Below are 20,464 nucleotides of genomic sequence, written 5' to 3'. Positions count from 1 at the left end.
GCCGACGTTTTGAACGTCGGCAAGGTTCACTAATTTTGACTTTGCGCTTTTACCTATGACTTTCCAATCCAAACTTTTACTGGTTACTCCTCCTTTTACGCAGCTCAACACTCCCTACCCTGCAACCGCCTATATCAAGGGATTTCTCAATACCTTGGGAGTACCTTCTCAGCAAGCGGATTTGGGAATTGAAGTTATTTTAGCGCTTTTCTCGACCAATGGTCTTCGTCAGCTTTTTACTACCCTCGACCAAGCCGAATACGACATCGAACTCTCCGAAAACGCCTACCGTATTTATAGCCTTCGCCAAGACTACATCGATACCATTGAGCCTGTCATTCTTTTTTTACAAAACAAAAACCCTACCCTCGCCCATAGTATTTGCGACCGTACTTATTTGCCCGAAGCCTCTCGTTTTCAGGAGGTAGAAGATTTGGAATGGGCTTTTGGTACGATGGGAACCCAAGACAAAGCACGGCATTTGGCCACGCTCTATCTGGAAGATTTGGGGGATTTTATCCAAGAAGCCCTCGATCCCCACTTTGGCTTTAGTCGCTATGCCGAACGCCTTGGTCGTACTGCTACGCATTTTGATGAACTCCACCGCTCTCTCGAAGCACCTGATACATTTATTACGCAATTACTTTGTCAAATTCTGCATCAAAAGATTGAAGCCTTTCAGCCCACAGTTGTGTGTTTGACAGTTCCTTTTCCGGGAAATCTTTTTGGAGCTTTGAAATGTGGACAATACCTCAAGCGTCATTACCCCGCTATCCAAATCGTAATGGGAGGCGGATTTTGCAATACTGAGCTACGCTCTCTTTCCGAACCGCGACTGTTTGACTATCTCGACTTTGTATGCCTCGACGACGGTGAAGCACCGCTCCGTTCGCTGTTGGCTTTTCTGGAACAAAAACGCCCTATCGAATCTTTAAAAAGAGTATATTCTCGGGTAGAGGGAAAAGTGATATATCATAATGGAGCCGCCGAAAAAGACATCGCCCAGCGCGAAACTGGCACCCCTGACTACAGTGATTTGCTTCTGATGGATTATCTGTCAGTAATCGAAATCGTCAATCCCATGCATCGCTTGTGGAGTGATGGGCGTTGGAACAAGCTTACACTGGCACACGGTTGCTATTGGGGAAAATGCTCTTTTTGCGATATATCGCTTGATTATATCAAAAACTATGAGCCGCTTACAGCCGCTCTTTTATGCGATCGAATTGAGGAAATCATCCGTCAAACCAAACAAAATGGCTTTCATTTTGTGGATGAAGCTGCGCCACCAGCGTTACTAAGGGATTTGGCGATTGAAATCATTCGTAGAAAACTCACGGTGGTGTGGTGGACCAATATCCGTTTTGAAAAAAACTTCACGCACGATTTATCCTTGTTGCTCAAAGCCTCGGGCTGTATTGCCATGTCAGGCGGACTAGAAGTAGCCTCCGACCGACTCCTAGCTCTTATGAAAAAAGGCGTAACTGTAGGACAAGTAGCCCGCGTAGCCGACGGTTTTACGCAAGCAGGCATTATGGTTCATGCTTATTTGATGTACGGATTTCCGACCCAAACCGCCCAAGAAACCATCGATTCGCTCGAAATGGTGCGGCAGCTTTTTGAAAATGGTGTGTTGCAGTCGGGTTTTTGGCATCGCTTTGCTATGACGTCCCATAGTCCCGTAGGGCTGACTCCCGAAGCTTTTGACGTCCAACGCATTGGCCCAGATTTTGGGGGCTTTGCCGACAATGACCTCTATCACGACGACCCCAAAGGAGCCAATCACGACCTCTACAGCGAAGGCCTCAGAAAATCATTGTTCAACTACATGCACGGAGTAGGCTTTGAAGTACCTTTATCCAAATGGTTTGAAGCCAAAGTTCCGGTCACTAGTATTCCGCCTAATTATATCCAAAAACAAATCCAAGAAAATGAGGAGCCTATTAGAAAAAATGCGTTTGTGATTTGGTTGGGCAAAGTCCCCACTATCGAATACTTTGAAGCTAAAGTTGGCAAAAAGAAAGTAACAATGGCTGCTCTTTATTTTTATCAAAAAAAGCAAAACCTAACGATTGAAATGCCCGCTTCTTTGGCTGATTTTTGGATGGAGATTTTCCCTTTCATTACTATTAGTGAGTTTAAGAAGCCATTTTCTTATGCCCAACTCCAAAGCGATTTTGAGAACGCTCATTTAGGTGACTTCCTAGCCTTTACCCATAGCGAAGTGTGGAAACAATTGCGCCAAAACGGGTTATTGATTTTATAGAATTATGCTAACTTAAGCCCTACCACCAAGCCCCACATCAGCAAGAAACTTATCAGCAAAGAAATGTTAACCAACACTCCCGCAATGCGTGAATCATAATTGAGTTCGTCCGCAAAAGGAAGGATTGTCATCCCGATCGGGAGTACCACGCATACAATGAGCACATTCCGAACCAAGGATGGCTCAGGCCAAAACACATACAGCAATATCACTCCCACAATACCACAAGCATACCGAATCGCCAATACCTTTGCTACCGCCAATACTTGGCTTTTTTCTAATTCAAAACTCATATAAATCCCCATCAAAAGTAGCACGAGAGGTTTGTTGGCCTTGGCCAATACATCCAAGAAATCATACGCTACTACGGGCAACTCAATCTCCAAGGCATTGATAGTAAGACCAATAAACATCGCTTGTAAGGGTGGAAGTTGAATCACTTTGCCCAATACTTTTTTGTAATTAACCTTGCCTTCTTCTCGCACGGCAAAATAGCTCCCCACCGAATATACCAACCCAAACGTAATGATAGTATTGCCGATGTCAAACATCGCGACATATACCAGTCCTTCGCGCCCCCAAATTCCCTCAATGATTGGGAAAGCAAAAAGGCCCACATTAAGCCCTCCACAAGCCATCGTCAGTACGCCACGGGTTTGGTTGGAGTAATTGGAAAACAAAAACCAAGCAATCAAAGTCATGATACACCCCAAGGATATGCACAACAAGGGTATCAAGAAAAGCGTGGGTTTGAAATCTATCCTGAGCATACTGACAATCATCAGCGCAGGAAAAGTAGTATGCATCAAAAACTTAGAAATAGATTTGCCGTCTTTTTCTGATACAAAATCAAATTTTTTGATTAGAAAACCCATAGTGGCAATACCTAGGGTAATCAAAAACACGCTATTGGTTTGATTCATTAGAAGTAACTGAAAACGTGGGTGTATACTGAGAGATACAAAAGTAATAAAGTGGATTTGATGCTATCGAAAAAACTTTGAAAAGTCTAATTTTTTTATTTTCTAATCCTTCTCTCAAAAAAGCCTTACAAAGAGAAACAAAGCGCCAAAATCTTGATTCTTTACAATCTATTTTTCTTTAAGTACAATTTTGCAAACGTTGCCGATAACGATTGCATAAAAATATCATTTAACTTCTTTGGCTAGTTTATAAAATAAAGGTAAACTTAAACTAACATTGCTTATCTTCTTACCAAGCGTTTTACAAGCGCATTAACTAAAAAATACAATTTTGAAAACCTCGAACCATCTATCGTTTGAAAAAATTTTGGTAGCCGACGAAGACATTCCTTGGGAAATTATCGATGATAAAATCCAACGCAAAATCATGTCTTACACCCAAGAGTTGATGCTCGTCAAAGTGGCCTTTAAAAAAGGAGGTATCGGTGCTACTCACAAACACCCTCATCTTCAAATCAGCTACGTGGCAAAGGGCGCTTTTGAGGTAAGTATCGGTGCTGAAAGTAAAGTTTTGAAAGAAGGCGACGTGTATTTTGTCCCTTCCGACGTATTACATGGAGCGGTATGCTTAGAAGAAGGCGTTTTGATAGACGTTTTCAATCCACTAAGAGAAGATTTTTTGTAATAGCACCCAACGGTACAGGAGGGCTATCTTGATACAATCATTTAATATTAGCTGCAAAAGTAACATCCAATTATGAAGCGCGTTCCTCTCTATTTTTTATTCCTTTTAGGCATTAGTCCTCTGGTTTTTGCCCAAAAGAAACCTTATTCTATCCGAATGGCGGAGTCTTTCATGACTTGGCATCAAGACTCCATCAGGGTCAAAGAAAACAAACCTGCTGGCTGGGATTATGAACAAGGACTGGTACTGAAAGCCCTCGAAAAAGTATGGGTACGTACCGGCGATAGTAAGTATTTTGAATACATCAGAAAAGACATCGACCGCTATGTCCAAAAAGACGGGAGCATTCGCTCTTATAAATATGACGACTTTAACCTCGACAATATCCCTACGGGGCGGGCTTTGCTGATGCTTTATCAACAAACCCAGCCCGACAAGGAAAAATACCGAAAAGCCGCCGACCTTCTCTGGAAACAATTAGAAAATCAACCCAAAACCAATGAAGGGGGATATTGGCACAAAAAACGCTACCCTTATCAGATGTGGCTTGATGGGCTTTTTATGGCAGAGCCTTTTTCAGCAGAGTATAGCCTTGTTTTCAATCATCCTGAGCACTTCAACGATATAGCCAAGCAATTTACGCTTATCGAAAAGTACGCCGTTGACGAAAAAACGGGACTCATATATCACGCTTATGATGAAAGCAAATCCCAAAAATGGGCTGATCCCAAGACAGGCCGCTCACCTCATTTTTGGAGTAGAGCCATTGGCTGGTATGCTATGGCTTTGGTAGATGTACTTGATTATTTTCCTCAAGACCATCCCCAACGTGCCAATCTTATCAAATACCTCCAACGCCTCGCTCCTGCTTTGGTAAAATACCAAGACCCCAAATCGGGCGTGTGGTACCAAATGACCACCCAAGGCACGCGTGCAGGCAATTATTTTGAGGCCTCTGCTTCTTGTATGTTTGTGTATGCCTTGGCAAAAGGAGTACGTATGGGCTATCTCCCCAAAAATTATCTAACTGCCGCCCAAAAAGGATATGCGGGTATTTTGAAAGAATTTGTGGAAGAAGAAGCCAATGGCACCCTCAGCCTCAACAAAACAGTGAGCGTAGGCGGGCTTGGTGGCACTCCTTACCGCGACGGGACTTACGAATATTACTTGAGCGAACCCATCCGCAAAAACGACCTTAAAGGCGTAGGGCCGTTTATTTTTGCAAGTGTAGAAATAGAAACCGCCGCCGAAAATACCATCGGACAAGGCAAAGTAGTAGCAACGGATTACTATTTTAACCGTGAGTTTAGAAAAGATTTTAACGGAAAAGAAGAACAATTCCACTATACTTGGGAAGACCGTCAACACCCCGGTTTTTGGTTTTGGGGAACTATCTTCCGTGATTTTGGGGCCAAAACTACGGCTATCAAAGCCGCTCCCACTGCACAAAATCTCAAGAATGTTGACGTTTATATCATCGTTGACCCCGATACTAAGAAAGAAACCCCAAATCCCAATTTTATTCAAAACACCGACATTAAAGTCATTGCAGATTGGGTAAAAGCAGGTGGAACACTCGTACTGATGGCCAATGATACCGCCAACTGCGAACACAAAAACTTCAATTTGCTAGCCGAAGAATTTGGCATACAGTTTTTGCCGAAAAATGTAAACATGGTGCAAGGTACGCAATGGCAACAAGGAAGAATTGACATTGCGCCCAACAACCCCGTCTTCAAAAATACCAAAGCGGTTTATATTAAAGAATTGGCTCCGTTGGAGTTGAAAACTCCTGCCCAACCTATCTTGACTCACCAAGGCGATGTGATTGTGGGCGTTGCGAAAGTGGGCAAAGGGCGCGTATTTGCCGTAGGCGACCCTTGGCTCTATAATGAGTACACCGATGGCCGTCGCATTCCATTGATTTATGAAAACTTCTCAGCGGCCAAAGATTTAGCAAGATGGCTAATCTCTACCCAGAAATAAAATGCAATTATGAAAAATCTATCTATTAATGAATTAGCCAATCTACGCCACAATCCTTCTGTTTCGGTTCCTGAAGATAGCCTTCTACAACTTCCTGAAAAAGTGTTACAATTTGGCACTGGCGTACTATTACGAGGATTGCCTGATTACCTCATCGATAAAGCCAATCGACAGGGTGTTTTCAATGGCCGTATTGTGGTTGTGAAATCAACTGATTCGGGAGATTCGAGTGCTTTTGACCAACAAGACGGCCTTTATACACTTTGTGTACGTGGGGTAGAGTTAGGGCAAAACATCGAACAAAATATCATTTGTTCAGCTATCAGTCGGGTTTTGTCGGCCAAATCACAATGGCAAAGCATTTTGGATTGTGCCCAAAATCCCGACCTTCAGATTGTGATTTCCAATACCACCGAAGTCGGCATTCAGTTGGTACAAGACGATATTTCTCAGTCACCTCCTAGCTCCTTTCCCGGCAAATTACTTGCTTTTTTATATGCTCGCTTCAAAGCATTTGGCGGAAGTCAAGACTCTGGATTGGTGATTGTACCCACTGAACTTATCTCCGACAACGCCACTAAGCTCGAAGCCATCGTCATCGAACTGGCTCACCGAAATGGCCTTGATTCTAGCTTTTTGGATTGGCTCGAAAATGCTAATCATTTTTGTAATTCATTAGTAGACAGAATAGTACCCGGCAAACCAGATGCATCTACATACGATGGCATTGTGAAAGAGCTAGGGTATCACGACAAACTCCTCACAATGAGCGAAGTGTTTCGCCTGTGGGCTATTGAAGGCAATGAGGACGTCAAAAAAATATTGTCGTTTGCGCAAGCCGATGAAGGCATTTTTGTAGAACCTGACATTAACTTGTTTCGAGAACTCAAATTGCGTCTTCTCAACGGTACGCATACTTTGAGTTGTGGCTTGGCTTATTTAGCAGGTTTTGACAATGTAATCAGTGCCATGCAAGACGATAATATGTCGGCCTTTATTGGTAATCTGATGAATTCAGAGCTTGGGCTAGCCATCCCTTATCCGATGGATTCAAAACGCCCCCAACGTTTTGGGATGCAAGTACTTGATCGTTTTCGCAATCCTCACCTCAATCACCAATGGCTCAGTATTACGCTCAATTATACTTCAAAAATGAAGATGCGTAATGTGGCGACTCTTCTCAATTATTACAAAATTTTTGAGTGTGTTCCTGCTTACTTTTCTTTGGGTTTTGCGGCCTATTTACAATTTATGAAGCCTGTAGTGAGAGAAGGCTTTGTATATTTTGGAGAAAGAGACGGAGTGCTATATCCTATCCAAGACGAAAAAGCCGAATATTTTTATCATAAATGGCAAGAGTCGCGCCCTTCACAGCTTGTAGAATCTGTTTTACAAGACAAAAATCTCTGGGACGCCGACCTTACTTTACTCGCGGGTTTTGCTCAGAGTGTGACAGAAAATTTAGAAAATATGCTGACACATGGGGTAAAACCTACACTTGATGCCTTTTTCTTAAGAAATAGCATCGCAATTCCTGAAATTAATGCTACAATCTAAAACTATTTCAATAATACCATGCTGGTGACCAAGACGTTTTTGGATGAAGATTTTTTGTTGCAAACCGAAGCTGCACGTACACTTTACCATGAGTTTGCCAAACAAATGCCCATCATCGATTATCATAACCACTTACCCCCTGACCAAATTGTGGCCGATAAGACCTTTGAAAACTTAACGCAGATTTGGCTTTATGGCGACCACTATAAATGGCGAGCTATGCGTACCAATGGTATCAATGAGCGGTATTGTACGGGAGATGCTGGTGATTATGAAAAGTTTGAAAAATGGGCCGAAACAGTACCCTATACTTTGCGCAATCCTCTCTATCATTGGACTCACTTAGAATTGCAACGTTATTTTGATGTACATGATATACTCAGCCCTCGAACTGCCCGTAAGATATATGACGAATGTTCGGAGAAATTACGCACGCCTGATTTTTCGGTGCGCAATCTGCTGAGAAAAATGAACGTAGAGGTAGTATGTACTACCGACGACCCGCTCGACTCGCTGGAGTATCATCAGCAATTGAAAGCCGAAGGTTCTTTTGAAATCCAAATGCGCCCCGCTTTCCGTCCCGATAAGTTTATTCTTATCACAAATCCCAATTTTGCTACTTATATTCAAAAGCTTGCCGCTCTTGTAGGTTTTGAAATCCAACGTTTTGATGACCTTACAAAAGCGCTACGTGCACGTGCTGATTTTTTTGCGAGCCTTGGTTGTCTTCTTTCTGACCACGGTTTAGAGCATATTTATGCCGCCGATTTCACGATTGAAGCCGCCGATAGCGCATTTCAAAAAGTGCTAGCTGGGCAGTCACTCAGTACTACAGAGGCACTCGTGTATCAATCCGCCATTTTACACTTTTTGGGTACCATGTACCACGAACTTGGCTGGACCCAACAATTCCACCTCGGTGCCTTGCGCAACAACAATGCCCGCGCTTTACGCCTCCTTGGGCCTGATACGGGCTGGGATTCAATGGGTGATTGGTCGCAAGCACAAGCTTTGTCTAAGTTTTTGGGTAAATTAGACGAATATGACCAACTCTCTAAAACAATCATCTATAACCTCAATCCTGCCGACAATGAAGTAATTGCAACCATGATTGGTAACTTCAACGACGGCTCTGTAGCAGGCAAAATTCAATTTGGATCAGGATGGTGGTTTTTGGATCAAAAAGACGGTATGGAAAAGCAAATGAACGCCTTGTCAAACATGGGGCTACTAAGCCGTTTTGTAGGAATGCTTACTGATTCTCGTTCTTTCTTGTCTTTTCCTCGCCATGAGTATTTCAGAAGAATTTTATGCAATATGCTTGGCAATGACATTGAAAATGGCGAGCTACCTAACGATACCGAATGGATTGGTCAAATCGTACAGAACATTTGCTATAACAACGCCAAGCAGTATTTTGGCTTTTAAAAAAATTCCCTAGTTTTTATATAATGCAGATAGCCAACAAAAAAAGCTATCTGCATTTTCAAATAATATGTCTACTTCACAAGAAAACCATAGTGCTACTTTGATTTGCTGTTTTGGAGAGCTTCTACTAAGATTTTCGCCCCAACTCAACGGTGAATGGATAAAAACAAGCCAAATGCCTGTTTTTGTAGGTGGAGCCGAACTCAACGTTGCCAATGCCCTTGCCAACTGGCACATCCCCGTGAGGTACAGTACTATTTTGCCCGAAAATCAGTTATCTACTGAAATCGAAACTTTTCTCGAAACCAAAGGAATTGACACCACTGGTATACGTCATTTTGGGAATCGCATTGGTGGCTATTATCTTCCTCAGGGCGCTGACCTCAAAAATGCGGGTGTTATCTACGACCGTGCGTTTTCTTCCTTTTCAGAATTAGGAGTAGGCAAGGTCAATTGGGATGAAGTGCTAGAAGGATGCTCATGGTTTCACTTTAGTGCTATTAGTCCTGCCCTTAATCAAGATGTGGCCGATGCTTGCCAAGAAGCACTAGAAGCAGCCTCACGCAAGGGAATCACCATTTCTGTTGATCTTAATTATCGGGCAAAGCTGTGGAAATACGGTAAAAATCCCGTAGAAATAATGCCTGCTTTAGCCCAATATTGTGATGTAATCATGGGAAATATCTGGGCAGCCAACACACTTCTTGGGATTCCCCTTGACAAAACTGTAGAACAAGCACACTCTCGCGAAAGGTACCTGGCACACAGCATTGACACGGCCCAAGCTATCCAAGCAGCTTACCCCAAATGCAAAGTAGTGGCCCATACTTTTCGGTTCGATGCTTTTGAAGCAGGAATTCAATATTACACTACTCTCTATAAAGGCGGACAACAGTACGTTTCGCCCGAATTCAAAACCGTCAAAGTAGTAGATAAAGTAGGTAGTGGCGACTGTTTTATGGGAGGGCTTATCTATGGATTAAGCCAAAATCATGCCCCCCAAGACATCATTGATTTTGCAGCGGCGGCCGCATTTGGCAAACTTCAAGAATACGGAGATGCCACGCAGCAAACCATCAAAGATATTAACGAAACGCTCCAAGGCATTCTCAATTAGTTTAATCCATCCTGAAATTATATGGCACTAGCCCCTCATATTGTCTATCAAACATTGGCTGCGGCACCTATTGTCCCCGTGTTTTACAATGCCGACCCAAACCTCACTTGTCAAATCATCAAAGCTTGCTATGAAGGGGGGATTAGGGCATTTGAATTTACCAATCGTGGCCAAAATGCCAAAGAAGTTTTTAAAGTATTGCGGGAATTTATCAGTACAAATTACCCCGATATGGCTTTAGGTATTGGGACTATTTTCAATGCAGCCCAAGCCGAAGAGTTTATCGCCCTCGGAACAGACTTTATCGTTCAGCCCGTAACATCAGCCGACGTAGCCGAAGTCTGTAATGCACACCAACTTGCATGGATGCCAGGCGCTATGACCGTCACAGAAATATACAACGCTACGCTTTTAGGAGCTGAAATAGTAAAAGTATTTCCGGGCAACGTCGTAGGGTCAGGTTACATCAAAGCCCTTAAAGGCCCAATGCCTCAGGTAAAAGTAATGGTGACAGGTGGCGTAGAACCTACTCCTCAAAGCCTCAAAGAATGGTTTAGTGCAGGAGTCACTGCTGTCGGGATAGGTTCGCAATTATTTCCTAAAGCGGTGGTGGAAACAGGTCAATTTGAAGAAATCACCCACACAATAAGTTCTTTAATTAGTTATTACCAAACCCTTGCTACTACCTAGCTGTAGCCAAACACCTTATCTTACATGGAAAAAATAGGGAACTATCGCTGGACTATTTGCGGTCTAGTTTTTTTTGCAACTACCATTAACTACCTCGATCGGCAGGTAATCAGTCTTCTGAAATCTACCTTATCAGAAGAGCTCAATTGGAATGATGCCGACTATGCCAACATCGAAATCGCTTTTAAACTTTTTTATGCTTTCGGGATGCTGGGAGCTGGTCGATTGGTGGATAAACTAGGTACTAAAATTGGCTATGCCGTAGCAACTACTTTATGGAGTGTGGCAGCGGTAGCGCACGCATTAGTTAGTTCAGTGTTTGGTTTTGCGGTAGTTCGCTCAGCTTTAGGAATCACCGAAGCTGGAAACTTTCCGGCTGCTATCAAAACAGTAGCAGAATGGTTTCCCAAAAAAGAAAGAGCTTTTGCTACCGGTATTTTCAATTCGGGTACCAACTTCGGGGCTATTGTAGCTCCTCTTTCGGTTCCATTTATCGCGGCTGAGATGGGTTGGCAATGGGCTTTTATTATTACTGGAATGTTGGGTTTTATATGGCTAGTGCTATGGCTTATGTTTTATGAAACTCCCGCCAAAAGCCCCAAACTTTCAAAAGCAGAATACGACTACATTCACTCTGATGCCGCCGAAGTAGAAGCCGACAAAAACGACGTAAACAAGCCTCAAGTATCGTGGTTCAAATTGTTGAGTTTCAAACAAACTTGGGCTTTTGCCTTGGGCAAGCTCCTCACCGACCCTATTTGGTGGTTTTACCTCTTTTGGTTGCCCGATTTCTTGCAGAGCCAATATAAGCTATCGGGTACCGAAATCGCCATACCCGTAGCGCTTGTTTATACATTATCTACTTTTGGTAGTGTAGCGGGTGGGTATCTTCCCATGTATCTCATCAAAATCGGCTGGCCGGTGTTTAGAGCCCGCAAAACTTCCATGCTTATTTATGCACTATGTGTTTCCCCTATTGTTTTTGCCCAAATCCTCGGGGGAGTCAATATGTGGCTTGCCGTATGCGTAATTGGGTTTGCAGCAGCGGCTCACCAAGCTTGGAGTGCTAATATTTTCACTACCGTTTCTGATATGTTTCCCAAGTACACCACTGCGTCTGTAACAGGTATCGGAGGGATGTTTGGAGCATTAGGTGGGATTTTATTGTCGGCTTTAGTACAAAAAAACATGTTTGTATATTATCGCTCTATCAATCAAATCGAAACGGCTTATTACATCATGTTTTTTGTGTGCGGCGCGGCTTATGTATTGGCATGGTTTATCATGCATCTGTTAGTACCTAAGATGAAACAAGTTGACCTATAATCTCAATAAATGATGAAAAAGGTATTGATTTTTTTGTTTGCAATTCAACTTTCGGCTTTTAGTGCGTTTGCGCAGTCAAAAGAAGAAGCTGCCGTAGCTGCCGCCGTCGAAACCCTCCGTAAAGCCCTTGTTGACGCCGACAAAGCTACCTTGGAAAACATCGCCGCTGATGCCCTTGACTATGGCCACTCAAACGGTAAAGTAGAAGACAAAGCTGAGTTTGTAAGAGCAATCGTAAGCGGTGAATCTGACTTTGTGACGATTGATATTACAGATCAAAAAATCCAACTATCAGGTAATGCCGCCGTAGTACGTCACAAATTGAGCGGTACTACCAACAATAAAGGACAGGCACCTGGCACAGTCAAACTTGGGGTTTTGCAAGTATGGCAAAAACAAAAAGGCGGCTGGAAACTCCTCGCTCGCCAAGCGGTCAAGATTTAGCAAAACTGGTATCTTACTCCAAGAAAGCCCGTTGAGCCATGCCCAACGGGCTTTCTTACTATAAAATCTATTTACGGTATTATATCCCACTTTTTGCGCCCTTCAACCTGCCTAAATTTTAAAATATAATCACTATCCGAAATAAAAACAAGGTACTAAGTAAGTATTTATCCAACCGTAAAACCTATTTTTGTCCTGAAAATCAATCTTTCTTTCAACCCACTTGAATCCTATGAAGACCGTAGATTCGTACAATTTTGCAGGCAAACGTGCCCTTGTGCGCGTTGACTTCAATGTTCCTCTTAATGAAAAATTCGAAATCACTGACGACACACGCATCCAAGCTACCCTCCCAACTATCCGCAAAATCTTAGCTGATGGTGGTTCTTGTATCTTAATGTCGCACCTCGGACGTCCCAAAGACGGGCCTACCGAAAAATATTCCCTTAAGCACTTAGTCAATCCTCTTTCGGTTATTTTAGGGATTCCTGTCAAATTTGCCGACGACTGCATCGGCGAATCTGCCGCCGAACAAGCCGCAGCTCTTCAATCTGGTGAAGTATTGTTGTTAGAAAATCTTCGTTTTTATAAACAAGAAGAAAAAGGTGACGTCGCTTTTGCCGAAAAACTCTCAAAACTTGGCGATGTGTGGGTCAATGACGCCTTCGGAACCGCTCACCGTGCTCATGCTTCTACTGCCGTGATTGGGCAGTTTTTTGAAGATCGTATCTGTGGCTATGTAATGCAAGCCGAAATCGACAATGCTCAACGTGTACTTGAGCATGCCGAGCGTCCTTTTACGGCCATCATGGGTGGAGCTAAAATCTCTGACAAAATTCTTATCATCGAACGTCTCCTCGACAAAGTAGACAACCTCATTATTGGCGGTGGTATGACCTATACTTTTACGAAGGCACAAGGTGGCAAGATCGGCAAATCGCTCTTAGAAGCTGACAAACAAGATTTAGCTCTTGAAATTTTGGAAAAAGCAAAAGCGAAAGGAGTTAATATCATTATGCCAGTTGATAACGTTTGCGCTGATGCTTTCTCCAACGATGCCAATCGTCAAATCGTGGCTACAGGCGAAATTCCCGACGGATGGGAAGGCTTAGATATCGGCCCCGAAAGCGTCAAATTATTTGAAGAAGTCGTTCGCAATTCCAAAACTATTTTGTGGAATGGCCCTATGGGAGTATTTGAATTCCCTAACTTTGCCATAGGTACCAATGCGATCGCAGAAGCAGTGGTAGCAGCGACTGAACAAAATGGTGCCTTTTCGCTCATTGGTGGTGGCGACTCTGCCTCAGCTATCAACAATGCCGGTTTTGGCGACCGCGTAAGCTATGTTTCGACGGGTGGAGGAGCCTTGCTTGAATATATGGAAGGTAAAGTACTTCCAGGTGTAGCGGCACTCGACTAAAATTTAGATAACAAAAAAAAGGGCGCCTAAGCGCCCTTTTTTAATACGACTTCTTTCTCCTCATTTTTACTCACTGTCGTATTTTTCGATAACTCTCAAGATATCCTCTTCTTTTGAGAGTTTAAGTTTTTCGTCTTTGATAAAAGTGTCAAGTTCTTTTTGTTTATCACCTAGCGCTTCCAACAACGTTTTTTTATCTTTTTTCAAACGAGTTATTACGCCATTTTTTACCAAATACAAGGCATCTTCTTTCACAAAACGCTTGATAGTCGTGGCTGAATTGTAGGGTTTTTCGGTCTGAATACGTGCCGATAAACGCTTAAGTAACTTTACATTACCATCATAAAGCACATGATAAAACTGCCGTTCGGTTTGGTTTTCTATGGGTGGGAAACCATTTCTAAAAACACCATTCCCTGTCGAAAACTCCGTGATTTCTTTGCCAAACCGATACTTCTTTTGATTCTCTTCGTATTCGAGTTCATCTTTGTAAGTATCATAACGCATCTTGGCCAATTCGTAAGTTTTCCCGTTTTGCTTTGATTTCACGGTTCCTCTTGACCATTCTTCATTCAAATAAGGCGAACCCTCAATTTCGACGTACGAAGTTTCGAATATCGGACGGCCATTAATATCTTGTAAAAACATACTTTGGGCATGAATCGTCAAGCTTCCAAAAATCAATCCTGCACAGAGTAATGACTTTTTCATGATGCGTTGTACTTTTGTTGGCATAATCAAAGGTTTTATGGTAATCGTTTTATTGTCAAATTAAGCAAGAAAACTTTAGAACCTCTAACTTCCAAAACATCCAAACATTGCGACTCAAAGACCATCTCTATCACGTTATTCAAAGTATGCCCAAGTTTTTGCCAGAAATATGGCTAGCGGGGGCTTTTCTCCTCATTCTTTTGGGTGAGATTATATTTAGAAGGCGCGTTCCTTCTATTAATTTTCTTCTCAGAGTTTTGACGTTTGGATTTGGCTTGGTAGCACTTGTTTTGGTATTTCAACAATGGAACGCCACAAATGGCTATTTATTTCATCATTTACTGTATCTCGACAACAAAGCAGTTTTTTTTAAACTTGTTATCATTACGGCCTTACTTCTTGTGTTGATTCACATTCATATTTCTAAAGTCTCCCTTGCTGCCGAATTTTACAGTATTGTATTGGCTATCACGCTCGGCCTTTGCTTAATGACGATGTCGGTCAATGGCCTCAGTGTTTATTTATCTTTAGAATTGGTTTCAATTGGTTCGTATCTAATTGCTGCTTTTGGCTCAGAAAAAAAATCAGCCGAAGGTGCCCTAAAATACTTACTATTTGGGGCGATTAGTTCGGCACTTATGCTTTATGGCTTGTCGTTTTTGTATGGCATGACTGGCACTCTCGATTTTACAAGTCAGCATTTTAGTCGCCAATTATTTCAAAATCCCTCCGCAGTATTAGGCATCGTCAGTTTTCTGACCCTTGCGGGTGTGTTGTTTAAACTATCGTTGGTTCCTTTTCATGTTTGGGCACCTGATATGTACGAAGCAGCACCTACGCCTATCGTAGCATTTCTTTCTACGGCTCCCAAAGCCGCTGCTCTACTGGTTTTAATGCGTCTAATGAGTGCATTGCCCAGCGACCTACAAAAACTGACCGCTTTGTTGTCTTTGATTAGCATTTTGGTAGGCAATCTTTCGGCACTTTGGCAAAACAACCTTAAACGCCTCCTTGCTTACTCGGGTATTGCCCAAGCAGGTTTTATGCTTGTAGGGATTGTCGCTTTTAACCAAAGTGGATTTGAAAGTGCTAGTTTCTATGTTGCGATTTATGTATTGATGAATATCGCCTCCTTTGTACTGATTGATTTAATGGCAAGTAAGGAGACAGATTTGGCTTCGTTGGCAGGTAAAGGTAGCAGCGAACCTTTGCTTGGGGTATGTTTTACTATCGTTATGATAGCTTTGGTAGGCTTACCTCCCACCGCCGGATTCACTGCCAAATTATTTGTATTTTCGGCTTTGTGGGAATCATTACAAGCTACTGGCGATACCTTGCTCATTGTGTTGCTAATTGTGGGCTTACTCAATGCCATCATTTCACTTTTTTATTATTTCAAAATTCCTTTTTACCTCTACTTCCGAACAGCTACTGACAAACCCCATACTCCCACTACTGTCTACCAAAAAGCGTTTGTATTTTTCCTTACACTTCTTATAGTAGTTTTATTCCTCAAAGCAGACTGGCTTATGGCCTGGGTGAGGACAATTGGGTAATTTTTGTAGGGGCAGGCCTTGCGTCTGCCCTTGCTTGCGTCTTACCTTTTTTTGGGGGCGGGCAGACGCAAGGCCTGCCCCTACGAGGTTTGGAAATTGATTAACGCGCGTCGAAGACGCTAATCCATTGTAGCCCCCCGATTAAAGTGTAAACTCCTGTAAAACCGTACTCTAGCAAGACCCACTTCAAAATTGAGCTTGTTTTTTTATAAATAAAATTCAATTTAAACTAAGTAAATTACCAGTATAAATACCCAAGACTCAACAAACAGTATGCTTCACGAATAATTTTGCGACTAAGAGAACAACGGATGATTCATCCCCTTATATTTGCCAAGTTTTTTTTAAAACTTACTGACAAGCCACGTTTTACAGGAAAAATTTGATGTTTTTTTAATTTAATATATGCTTTTTACTAAAGCTTTTTAGTAGACAATTTTTTTCATGGAACAAGGTCACGGTCAGTTAGATAAAGTCACAGGGGCTGGGCTGTTGGTAGCCCTTGGAATTGTGTATGGAGATATTGGGACTTCTCCCCTTTATGTGATGCAGGCTATCATTGGTAAGTCTCGCATCAACGAAGAAGTAGTACTGGGGGCACTCTCGTGCGTTTTCTGGACTCTTACGCTTCAAACTACCATCAAGTATGTCATCCTCATATTACGTGCCGACAATCGCGGTGAAGGTGGTACACTGGCCTTATTTGCCCTAGTACGCCGTCATGCCAAATGGCTTACAATACCTACTATGATAGGCGGAGCGGCATTGTTAGCAGATGGAATTATTTGTCCACCCATTTCGGTATCCTCAGCCATTGAAGGCCTTGAGATATTGTACCCTAAGATTCAGACAGTTCCGATTGTTTTAGTCATTTTGAGTGTTTTATTTATAATTCAAGTATTTGGTACTAAAGTAGTGGGAGGGGCTTTCGGACCTATCATGTTGGTGTGGTTTTCAACCTTAGGTGTTCTTGGTCTTTCAAACGTAGCTGACAATCTACTTGTATTCAAAGCTTTAAATCCTTATTATGCCTATCAATTGCTAGCAGAACACCCAGGGGGATTTGCTTTGTTAGGGGCGGTATTTTTGTGCACCACGGGAGCCGAGGCTCTGTATTCTGATCTTGGGCATTGCGGCCGAGGCAACATTCGAATGAGCTGGATTTTTGTAAAGTCTTGTTTATTGCTCAATTATTTTGGGCAAGCAGCGTGGCTTATGCAGCATGATGGCCAATTTCTCAATGGCCGTAAGCCTTTTTATGAATTGATGCCCGATTGGTTTTTGTTGCCTGGTATTGCTATCGCTACTATGGCTGCTATTATTGCCAGTCAGGCTTTGATTACGGGGGCATTTACATTGGTAAGTGAAGCGATTCGTTTGAATTTTTGGCCTAAAATCAAACTCAAATATCCTTCCGACCAAAAAGGGCAACTCTACGTGCCAAGTATCAATGTATTGCTCTTCATTGGATGCGTGGCCGTAGTGCTTTATTTTAAGCGCTCTACCAACATGGAAGCAGCTTATGGGCTGGCCATTACCCTTACTATGCTAGTAGATACCCTTTTGATGGCGTATTTCTTATACACTCACCGCAGCAATATGTGGTTGGTAATTGTATTTTTGGTTGTGTATTTTGCGGTAGAAGGCGCGTTTATGTTGGCCAATCTGGAGAAGTTTACTCATGGAGGCTGGGTTTCTGTGCTGATTTGTGTGATTTTGGCAGGGGTCATGTTTATATGGTTAAAAGCAGGTCAAATCAAAGCCCAACTGACCGAATATACCAAACTTTCCACCTACATTGACGCCCTCAAAGAACTGAGCCGAGATGCAAGTATTCCCAAATACGCCACTCACTTAGTGTTTATGTCCAATGCTTCCCGCACTAGCGAAGTAGAGTCAAAAATCATCTATTCTATTTTTGAGAAAAGACCCAAAAGGGCCGATATTTATTGGTTTGTGCACGTTGATACCACCGACGAGCCTTATACTATGCAATATAAAGTGGATGTCATCGAACCAGATGATGTCATTAAAGTGACTTTCAAATTAGGATTCCGAATTGAGCAACGTATCAATCTATACCTCAAGAGAGTGATTGAAGATATGGTAAAAAACAAAGAGGTAGATATTACGAGCCGCTATGAATCCCTCAATAAACACAACGTAATCGGTGATTTCCGCTTTGTGGTGTTAGAAAAATTTCTTTCGTTTGAAAACGAATTACCTATTTTTGAACAGCTTATCATGAAAGCCTATTTCTTCATTAAAGGATTTACAACCAGTGAAGATAAGTGGTTTGGATTAGATAGTAGTGCCGTAAAAATCGAAAAAGTACCTCTCATTATCCGAGCCGTGGACCGCGTCAAGTTACAACGTATCTACGGGTAAATTTTAAATTCATGGAAAATAATGCCCATCACGCCCCTACCAACAAAGTGTCGGCGGCAGGTTTATTGATTGCCTTAGGAATCATCTATGGAGATATTGGCACCTCTCCGCTCTATGTGATGAAAGCCGTCACCGGTACTACGAAGCCTATCATCGAAAACGAAATCTTAGGAGCTTTGTCGTTGGTATTTTGGACACTTACCTTACAAACTACCCTCAAGTACGTCATTCTTATTTTACGAGCCGACAACCGCGGCGAAGGTGGGATTTTTGCATTGTATGCTTTGGTGCGCCGCCATGCCAAGTGGATTACTATTCCTGCTATGATTGGAGGTGCGGCTTTATTGGCCGATGGTATCATTACCCCCCCTATCTCAGTTTCGTCGGCAGTAGAAGGTTTGCAGATTATTTATCCTGACCTCAAGACCATTCCCATTGTCATTGCTATTTTATCAGGGCTTTTTCTCATACAAGCCTTCGGAACAAGCGCCGTTGGGCGAGCTTTCGGGCCTATTATGCTTTTATGGTTTTTGATGTTGGCAATTTTGGGCCTAAGCCACATCGACGATGCTCCCCAAATCCTCAAGTGTTTCAATCCCTATTATGGTTATTGGCTATTGTTCGAATATCCCGAAGGATTTTGGATTTTAGGGGCGGTATTTTTGTGTACTACGGGAGCCGAAGCCCTTTATTCTGACCTTGGCCACTGTGGTAGAGGCAATATTCGCGTAAGTTGGATATTTGTCAAATCTGCCCTTTTTCTCAATTATTTGGGTCAAGGTGCTTATCTACTCACCTTAGTAGGGCAGCCCCTAGGGAGCCGCAATCCTTTCTATGATTTGATGCCTGATTGGTTTTTATTGCCAGGAATCGCCATTGCAACTCTTGCGGCTATTATTGCTAGTCAAGCCCTGATTACAGGCTCGTTTACGTTGGTGAGTGAAGCGATTCGTCTCAACTTTTGGCCCAAAGTACGGCTTCGCTATCCTAGCTTACAAAAAGGACAGCTGTATGTACCGAGCGTCAATTGGCTGCTGTGGCTAGGTTGTATTGGGGTCGTTCTTTACTTCAAAGAATCTTCCCATATGGAAGCAGCCTATGGCTTGGCTATTACGCTTACCATGCTCATGACTACCCTACTGATGTCGTATTATTTGTATGCCAAGCGCTACTATCCTTGGGGAATTGTGTTGTTTATAGTGGTTTATTTGGCCATAGAATTGTCATTTTTAGTAGCCAATCTTATTAAATTTACCCATGGCGGGTGGGTATCGTTGATTATTGGCGGAGCCATTGTGACACTCATGATTATTTGGTACAATGCTTCTCATATCAAACAACAATTGACCGAATATGTCAAATTAGATAAATATTTGGAGCCTCTCAAAGAACTCAGTCGCGACAATTCTATCCCTAAGTATACTACTCATTTGGTGTTTATGTCTAATGCCTCAAGAGTTAGCGAAATCGAATCCAAGGTGATTTACTCCATCTTCCAAAAACGCCCCAAACGCGCTGATGTATATTGGTTTGTGCACGTTGATACCACCGACGACCCGTATGCTATGGAATATAAAGTAAATGTACTCGAACCAGATGATGTCATCAAAGTCAACTTTTATTTAGGCTTCCGTGTCGAACAAAAAATCAATCTTTATCTCCGTAAAGTGATTGAAGAAATGGTCAAAAACAAAGAGGTAGATATTACAAGCCGCTACGAATCGCTCGGTAAACAAAACGTGGTAGGCGATTTCCGATTTGTAGTACTCGAAAAGTTTTTATCTTACGAAAACGAATTACCTTTGTTCGAGCAAATCATCATGCAGTCTTATTTCTTTATCAAGCAGTTTACAACAAGCGAAGATAAATGGTTTGGGTTGGATGCTAGTGCTGTTAAAATTGAGAAAGTACCCCTCTTGATTCAGCCCGCCGAAAATGTTGTTCTTAAAAGAAGATATAATTAATAT

At 42.4% G+C, this 20,464-nt stretch carries 15 protein-coding genes; 13 read left to right on the top strand and 2 right to left on the bottom strand.

Translation table 11 applies throughout. The features are described 5' to 3' along the window. The first annotated feature begins 55 nt into the window (after window positions 1–55). Window positions 56–2,266 carry a B12-binding domain-containing radical SAM protein gene (locus G563_RS0123245; protein WP_028667437.1) on the top strand — a complete coding sequence of 737 codons (2,211 nt, stop codon included), beginning with the start codon at window positions 56–58 and terminating at the stop codon, window positions 2,264–2,266. Window positions 2,267–2,268: 2 nt separating this feature from the next. Here the strand turns inward: G563_RS0123245 and G563_RS0123240 are convergent, their stop codons facing one another. Beyond that, window positions 2,269–3,189 carry an AEC family transporter gene (locus G563_RS0123240; protein ID WP_028667436.1) on the bottom strand — a complete coding sequence of 307 codons (921 nt, stop codon included), beginning with the start codon at window positions 3,187–3,189 and terminating at the stop codon, window positions 2,269–2,271. 331 nt (window positions 3,190–3,520) lie between these two features. Here G563_RS0123240 and G563_RS0123235 point away from each other — a divergent pair, with 331 nt between their 5' ends. The 9 genes from G563_RS0123235 to G563_RS0123195 all read left to right on the top strand — a co-directional run bounded on the left by G563_RS0123235 (window position 3,521) and on the right by G563_RS0123195 (window position 13,842). Beyond that, window positions 3,521–3,874 (top strand): cupin domain-containing protein, encoded by a 354-nt coding sequence (locus tag G563_RS0123235; protein ID WP_051211153.1) that lies wholly within the window; start codon window positions 3,521–3,523, stop codon window positions 3,872–3,874. Between the two features lie 72 nt (window positions 3,875–3,946). Further along, window positions 3,947–5,860, top strand: coding sequence for a glycoside hydrolase family 88/105 protein (locus tag G563_RS0123230; RefSeq protein WP_028667434.1), 1,914 nt, complete (start codon window positions 3,947–3,949; stop codon window positions 5,858–5,860). A 9-nt stretch (window positions 5,861–5,869) separates the two neighbouring features. Beyond that, window positions 5,870–7,417 carry a tagaturonate reductase gene (locus G563_RS0123225; protein ID WP_028667433.1) on the top strand — a complete coding sequence of 516 codons (1,548 nt, stop codon included), beginning with the start codon at window positions 5,870–5,872 and terminating at the stop codon, window positions 7,415–7,417. A gap of 18 nt (window positions 7,418–7,435) precedes the next feature. Then, the gene (gene uxaC / locus G563_RS0123220) at window positions 7,436–8,845 is read left to right on the top strand and encodes a glucuronate isomerase (RefSeq protein WP_037327950.1); all 1,410 of its coding nucleotides are present in this window, start codon (window positions 7,436–7,438) and stop codon (window positions 8,843–8,845) included. A gap of 67 nt (window positions 8,846–8,912) precedes the next feature. Beyond that, window positions 8,913–9,962 carry a sugar kinase gene (locus G563_RS0123215; protein WP_028667431.1) on the top strand — a complete coding sequence of 350 codons (1,050 nt, stop codon included), beginning with the start codon at window positions 8,913–8,915 and terminating at the stop codon, window positions 9,960–9,962. Window positions 9,963–9,983: 21 nt separating this feature from the next. Beyond that, window positions 9,984–10,652, top strand: coding sequence for a bifunctional 4-hydroxy-2-oxoglutarate aldolase/2-dehydro-3-deoxy-phosphogluconate aldolase (locus G563_RS0123210; protein ID WP_028667430.1), 669 nt, complete (start codon window positions 9,984–9,986; stop codon window positions 10,650–10,652). A 24-nt stretch (window positions 10,653–10,676) separates the two neighbouring features. Beyond that, window positions 10,677–11,978: an MFS transporter gene (locus G563_RS0123205; protein ID WP_028667429.1), complete on the top strand. Its 1,302-nt coding sequence runs from the start codon at window positions 10,677–10,679 to the stop codon at window positions 11,976–11,978. A 9-nt stretch (window positions 11,979–11,987) separates the two neighbouring features. Continuing rightward, on the top strand, window positions 11,988–12,422 hold the full coding sequence (locus G563_RS0123200) for a nuclear transport factor 2 family protein (RefSeq protein ID WP_211235308.1): 435 nt from the start codon (window positions 11,988–11,990) through the stop codon (window positions 12,420–12,422). A gap of 232 nt (window positions 12,423–12,654) precedes the next feature. Next, window positions 12,655–13,842 carry a phosphoglycerate kinase gene (locus tag G563_RS0123195; RefSeq protein WP_028667427.1) on the top strand — a complete coding sequence of 396 codons (1,188 nt, stop codon included), beginning with the start codon at window positions 12,655–12,657 and terminating at the stop codon, window positions 13,840–13,842. A 66-nt stretch (window positions 13,843–13,908) separates the two neighbouring features. On the opposite strand, the gene G563_RS0123190 is transcribed toward G563_RS0123195, so the two are convergent. Beyond that, window positions 13,909–14,577, bottom strand: coding sequence for a hypothetical protein (locus G563_RS0123190; RefSeq protein WP_211235307.1), 669 nt, complete (start codon window positions 14,575–14,577; stop codon window positions 13,909–13,911). A gap of 83 nt (window positions 14,578–14,660) precedes the next feature. On the opposite strand from G563_RS0123190, the gene G563_RS0123185 reads away from it, so the two are divergent. From G563_RS0123185 to G563_RS0123175, 3 genes are all read left to right on the top strand, one after another. Then, window positions 14,661–16,109 carry an NADH-quinone oxidoreductase subunit N gene (locus tag G563_RS0123185; RefSeq protein WP_028667425.1) on the top strand — a complete coding sequence of 483 codons (1,449 nt, stop codon included), beginning with the start codon at window positions 14,661–14,663 and terminating at the stop codon, window positions 16,107–16,109. Between the two features lie 444 nt (window positions 16,110–16,553). Further along, window positions 16,554–18,497, top strand: coding sequence for a KUP/HAK/KT family potassium transporter (locus tag G563_RS0123180; RefSeq protein ID WP_028667424.1), 1,944 nt, complete (start codon window positions 16,554–16,556; stop codon window positions 18,495–18,497). Window positions 18,498–18,508: 11 nt separating this feature from the next. Then, window positions 18,509–20,461: a KUP/HAK/KT family potassium transporter gene (locus G563_RS0123175; RefSeq protein ID WP_028667423.1), complete on the top strand. Its 1,953-nt coding sequence runs from the start codon at window positions 18,509–18,511 to the stop codon at window positions 20,459–20,461. Window positions 20,462–20,464: the final 3 nt, after the last annotated feature.

The organism is Runella zeae DSM 19591 (genome assembly GCF_000423565.1).
Taxonomy (GTDB): domain Bacteria; phylum Bacteroidota; class Bacteroidia; order Cytophagales; family Spirosomataceae; genus Runella; species Runella zeae.
Note: the sequence above shows the minus strand (reverse complement) of the source record. Positions and strands in the feature narration are given on the sequence as shown.